Annotated in this window: 3 protein-coding genes and 1 pseudogene; 1 reads left to right on the top strand and 3 read right to left on the bottom strand. The window is 50.4% G+C overall.

What is annotated here, in order from left to right; all coding sequences use genetic code 11:
* The 3 genes from IQ235_RS17230 to IQ235_RS17220 all read right to left on the bottom strand — a co-directional run.
* Positions 1-2,701 (bottom strand): CHAT domain-containing protein (locus tag IQ235_RS17230; RefSeq protein ID WP_264322660.1); only part of this gene is annotated, 2,701 nt, incomplete at its 3' end.
* A 112-nt stretch (positions 2,702-2,813) separates the two neighbouring features.
* Entirely contained in the window at positions 2,814-3,134 is a 321-nt protein-coding gene (locus tag IQ235_RS17225) for a nucleotidyltransferase family protein (protein WP_264322659.1), read from the bottom strand.
* A gap of 332 nt (positions 3,135-3,466) precedes the next feature.
* The gene (locus IQ235_RS17220; RefSeq protein ID WP_264322658.1) at positions 3,467-4,138 is read right to left on the bottom strand and encodes a Uma2 family endonuclease; all 672 of its coding nucleotides are present in this window, start codon (positions 4,136-4,138) and stop codon (positions 3,467-3,469) included.
* A gap of 264 nt (positions 4,139-4,402) precedes the next feature.
* Between IQ235_RS17220 and IQ235_RS17215 the strand changes: the two are divergent.
* Positions 4,403-5,593: pseudogene (locus tag IQ235_RS17215) on the top strand (peptidase S8); the annotation flags it as partial.
* Positions 5,594-5,609: the final 16 nt, after the last annotated feature.

Below are 5,609 nucleotides of genomic sequence, written 5' to 3'. Positions count from 1 at the left end.
GGATAAACGACTCATCCGGCGTTCCCACTACAAACGCGCCGTGTGTAGCCAGGTGAATCGTGTTGTAGCGGTTAAATTGGGGAACGGCATCGGGGGTGAAGTCGGTATCGATGAGTTGGGTGGTGGGAACGGTATCGGCGAGATTTTCTACCTCTACCCCGGCAAACGGCAATCCGGAAAAGTTAAAGGCTTGTTCGCCGACGTTGAAGCTGTAGTTTCCGGTCGTAAACGCACCTGCGAGAACGTTGAGTTGCGGTTGCGGTTGGGTGTCCAGGTCGGTGAGGGAGTAGGCGGTAATATGGTTGATGCGGTAACGCTGCACCAGCCAGTTTTCCCCGTCGTGTAAGGCCGCTAGGGGAATGTAGCGCAGTTGTCCGTCGGGCCCGTAGATAATGGTTTCGGCGTTGGCAGCTTTCAGGTCGTTTTCGAGGGGTTCAATTAGCCAGGAGTAGAGTTGCCGCGCGGGGGTTTCGGCATCGGCTGTGGGGTTTTGCAAGGCGCTGCGAAAGGCGGCGATGGTGGCGTTGAGTTCTTGTTTAGAAACGGCAACGGTGCGGCGAATGGGGGGAGAGTCGGGTGTGGTGAGGATGAGTTCGAGGCGATCGTCCAGGATGAGAGGATAGAAGAGGACGGCGTTTTGTTCCAGGTTTCTCAGGTTATCTTGCAAGCCGTTGAAGTCTCCCATCCGCAGGAGTAAATCTTGGCTGAGGGTTTCGGGACTGCGTTGGGTGACTAATGCCAGGACTTCCTGGGAACGGGTAAAGTTGTTGAAGTCTTGGCGAATTTGACCTTGTGCGTCGGTGAGTTCGGCAAGGCGCTGTGATTCGGCTGAGGTGAGGGTGTCTTTTTGTTCGAGTTGGAAACGTTCTTTGCCAATTTCCACGGCTTCGTCGAGGATAGCTTGATAGCGATTCCAGGCTTCTCGTTCGGCTGGAAGATTCGGCAATCCTTGTGTGGTGTTGGCGTTGCCGCGCACGTTGCGGAGGTAGTCGTCGAGTTCTTGGACTTTGAGTAAGTCGAGGACTCGTTGCGCTTCGAGGATGCGATCGTTTTGCAGGAGGAGGTCGGCTAGGTTTCGATAGGCGACAGCAACATTTTCGGTATAAGAGTTTTGCAATTCTGGGGAAAGTCCCTGAATATCTTTTCGGATGGATTCGTAAATGTTAACGGATTGTTTGTAGAAGACGATGGCTAACTCTGGTTGATTTTGCCTTGCTAGCCAAGCCCCGATATTGTTGAGTGTTCTACCTTCATTTTCACGAGTACCAATTTCTTGGTGAATTACTAACGCTCGTTGAAAAAACTCCATCGATTGGGGGTGCTGTTCTAAGAAATAATAAGCAAGACCCATATTTCCCAGAGATATAGCCTCTCCTTTTCGATATCCAGTTTCTCGAGCGATGGCTAAAGACTGTTGCTGATACTCGATCGATTTCTCGTATTCTCCTAAGCGCCAATAAACATTGGCCAAATTCCCCAAGGCTCGACTCTCTCCATCCCGATCTCCGAGTTCCCGAGCAATTGCCAACCACTGCTGAAAGTATTTAATAGCTTTTTCGGGTTGATTCAGATTTTGGTAAGTAATGCCCAAATTGCCTAGAGAATTCGCTTGTCCCTGTCGATCTCCAATGTCTTGCCGAATAGCCAGAGACTCCTGAAGGTACTCAAGTCCTTGCTGATATTGTCCTAGATTGTCATAATAATTACCGAGATTGCTTAAAGATGTCGCTTCTCCAGCTCGATCCCTAATGTCCTGTTGAATGACCAGAGACTGCTGAGTGAACTCAATAGCCTGCTGATATTTTCCTAAACTTTTATAAGCACTGCCGAGATTGTTAAGAGAATTAGCTTGTCCCCATCGATATCCGATTTCTTTGCGAATCGTCAGTGCTTGCTGATGGTATTCAATGGCTCTGCGATACTGCCCTAAGCTATCGTAAGCATTTCCCAAATTGGTGAGAGAGTTGGCTTCTCCGGTTCGATCCTCAATTTCTCGCGCGATCTCCAGAGACTGCTCGAAACGATTGATTGCCTCTTGGTATTGTCCGAGGTCGTCGTAAACAACACCGAGATTATCTAAGGAATTCGCCGCGCCCCAGCGATCTCCTATCTCTTCTTTAATAGAAAAAGAGTTTTGATGATACTCAATTGCCAATTGGTACTCTCCTAATCCATTGTAAGCGCGACCTAAACCGCTCCAGGCAAAGGCTTCTTCTTGCCGATTGCCAACTTCCTGCGCGATCGCTAAAGCTTGTTGATGAAACTCGCTCGCTTGCAAGTATTCTCCCAAGGCATAATAAGCAAAGCCGAGATTATTCAAAGAAGTAGATTCTCCAGACCGATCGTCAATTTCCCGCACAATTTCAAGAGCTTGTTGGTACAGAGTAATGGCTTGCTGATACTGCCCCTGATATTCAATCGCAACACCCATATGGTTCAAGGAAGCAGCTTCTCCAACGCGATCGCCGATTTCCCGATATATCTCCAATGCCTGCCGGCACGATTCGATTGCTACTTCGTACTGACTGGTTTGCCATTGCTCTTTACACAACTCCAAAAAGCGATCGGCTTCTGTTTCTGCATTTTGACTTGTTTGCACCTCCCCTGCCTCAACTTCCACTCCCCGAACCGATAGCGGCACTGCCAGAGACAGCAGCAACGCCAGTAGGGGAATGCCAAACAACTTGAGGGAAGGTTGCATCGAAAATATCCTCTGCGGTAATGCGATCGACTTTACCTTGATGTACGTCTGGTGAAGGTGAAGTTATGCACAATTTTGGCTAGAGGCGATCTCGATTTACCGAGTACGATCGTCAATTGCGGACATATTGGACTGAGGCTTCAGCTAAAATCCGATCGCGAATATAACGACTCAATTCGTTGGGCGTTCGTAAGTCTACAGTTCGCCCTCCAAACAGTTCCGAGAGTTCTTCCTGTAGCGTGATAATTCTAAATCCCGGTGTTTTTCCCGGCTCGAATTCAACTAAGATATCGATGTCGCTTTCCGGTCGAAAATCTTGCCGCAACACGGAACCAAATAAAGAGAGTTTCAGGATATGGTTGTGTTGGCAAAATTGGGCGATGCGATCGTGAGGAATGGGGATGGGAAGTTTCGCAGTAGGTTCGGCAGACATGGCGATCGCATTACTGACACTTTCATCAAGATGAAATCAAATCCGCTCGGCATTTGAATGAGTCGAGATCGGGTATTTCATTTGATTGTAATGGCGATCGCCCTTTCCCTCCTAATTCCGATCGAAATTAGTGTCGCGAGGGTCAATTTGCCCGGTTTTTGACCCCAAATTTGCCAACAATCGAGAAATTTTTTAACGATTTTTCAAGGGTTTGAGGGCTGTGATATACTTAGTTTTAGCCAATACAAGGGCGAAGCTATATATACTTATCGTACTGTTATCAAAGTAGACTGTACTTTAGCCAACATCAAATCTAAAGGGGCGATCGATTTCTACCCCTCAACTAAACCGTGCGCGAACTCTTGATGTTCGATCGTCCCCAACCCCGCTTGCAAAACCGATAGCACCGTCGCCATCTCTCCAGCCAATAGCGCCTCCACCGCCAACCACAACCCCGGAAACACTTGCGATCGCACGATTCCCTCCTCCGGCATCACGATAATATACTCATCCGCCTGCCAGCGAAACCAATCTAACTGACCCTCCAACGTGCGCCAGACGATATACTCTCGTACCCCATTGCGCCGATAAGCCCGTTTTTTGTCGTGAAGGTCGATGGCAGCACTACTCGCAGCAATTTCCACGACTAGTTCCGGCGCACCGCTAATACAATCGTCGGCGTCGATGCTGGCTTGCCTGCCGGGAATCATCAACACCGCATCTGGTTGCGGTTCGTTGTCGGGATCGAGGCGCACCGTGGGTTCGATGCCCAAAATCACCCCTGGCGTAAATGCTTGGTACGTTCCCAACCAACCGACGAGATGAGCGTGGGGTTCGCCATGACTTCTAAAGCGAACCGGAGATGCCATGTAGGTTACTCCTTCAATCAGTTCGGCTTTTCGGATATGGGGCATTGCCTGGTAGCGTTGCTCGAATTCGGTACGAGTTAAGCGGTCGCCATTTTCCAAGGGAGGTATCGAGAGGGATGGCTTGGCGAGAGTCATGGCAACGAATGGGGATAGATTCGATCGATTCTATTGTAGTGAAAGGCGATCGCGAACAACCCACCCAAGCTCCGTTTTTTCCCAAATGAGCTAAGGTTAGATATAACTTTTACGGACAGCATTTAGGGATCGGAGTCGGCAGTCTAGAGTACGATAAATTTCCCAGTCGAGAACGCTCGTTTTGCGCAAAGAGAATCGAGTCGTGACTGAGTTCTCCAACCTCAATGCTTTCCCTGTATATCGTGCGATGCGGAGTCGGTGGCGATGAAAAAATTTTTGTTCGCGTGTTTATTTTGTATTGGCTTGGGTTGGGCGTTGTTCAACTTTAAAGGCCTCGCAACCCAGGGAACCTACGATACGTTAGTTCTCGATTTCCGGGAAGACGTACCCATGGCGCAAATCGATCGAACCCTGCAAGAAATGGTCGATCGATATAATGTCGCGCCCCAGTTAAATAGTGAATTTTCTGGGGGCGATCGCCTGTACGTGATTCGCGGCGACAGGCTTCTTCTCGATCGACTCCGCAAATCCGACATCGCCGATTTAACCGAGTATATCGAACCCAACTATACCTACGGACTGCCCGAACCGATCGGTGAAAATGCCCTCTCCTCGGCAGGTTCGACGGTAAAAGTCAATCCCACTCTCAAAGGCCCCAACGATCCGATGTACAGCAAGCAGTGGAACTTGCAGAATATCGACGTTGAATCCGCATGGCAAGAAACCCAAGGTGAAGGCATCACCGTCGCCGTCATCGATACGGGAGTCAGCCAAGTCCCGGATTTAAAGGAAACGGAATTCGTCGGTGGCTACGATTTTGTTAACGATCGCACCGCCGCAGACGACGATAACGGTCACGGTACCCACGTCGCCGGAACGATCGCCCAATCCACCAATAACGGTTATGGCGTTGCCGGAATTGCCTACCAAGCTAATATCATGCCTCTAAAAGTGCTGGGCGCGCGCGGTGGCGGCACTACGGCCGATATTGCCGAAGCGATTAAATTTGCGGCCGACAACAAAGCCGATGTCATTAATATGAGTTTGGGCGGGGGCGGCGAAAGTTTTGCTATGAAAGAGGCGATCGCCTATGCCCGCAATAAAGGCGTGGTCATCATTGCCGCAGCCGGAAATGCCAACCAAAATGCCGCCGGTTACCCAGCCCGGTACGAAGGCGTAATCGGCGTTTCGGCCACCGACTCTGCCGCAGAAAAAGCCCCCTATTCCAACTTCGGGGCAGGGGTGGATATTGCCGCCCCCGGTGGCAACACCCAAAATGGGGAAGCTGGAGGAATCCTGCAAAATACCATCGACGGGCGATCGGGCGATAGCGTGTTTGCCGCTTTCCAAGGCACGAGCATGGCTTCCCCCCACGTCGCCGGTGTTGCTGCCCTGGTCAAAGCCAGCGGCATCGAGAGTCCCGATGAAATCGCCGAACTCTTGAAGCAGTCGGCGTGACCCGTTGCCGAAG

Origin of the sequence: Zarconia navalis LEGE 11467, assembly GCF_015207075.1 — a bacterium.
Taxonomy (GTDB): Bacteria; Cyanobacteriota; Cyanobacteriia; order Cyanobacteriales; family Geitlerinemataceae; genus Zarconia; species Zarconia navalis.
The sequence above is the reverse complement of the archived record's forward strand: the minus strand, read 5'-3'. Positions and strand labels throughout refer to the sequence as shown.

Bases quoted from the DNA above. Each gene is read 5' to 3' on its own strand.
- IQ235_RS17225 (WP_264322659.1), bottom strand. From the start codon at position 3,134: ATGTCTGCCGAACCTACTGCGAAACTTCCCATCCCCATTCCTCACGAT.
- IQ235_RS17220 (WP_264322658.1), bottom strand. From the start codon at position 4,138: ATGACTCTCGCCAAGCCATCCCTCTCGATACCTCCCTTGGAAAATGGC.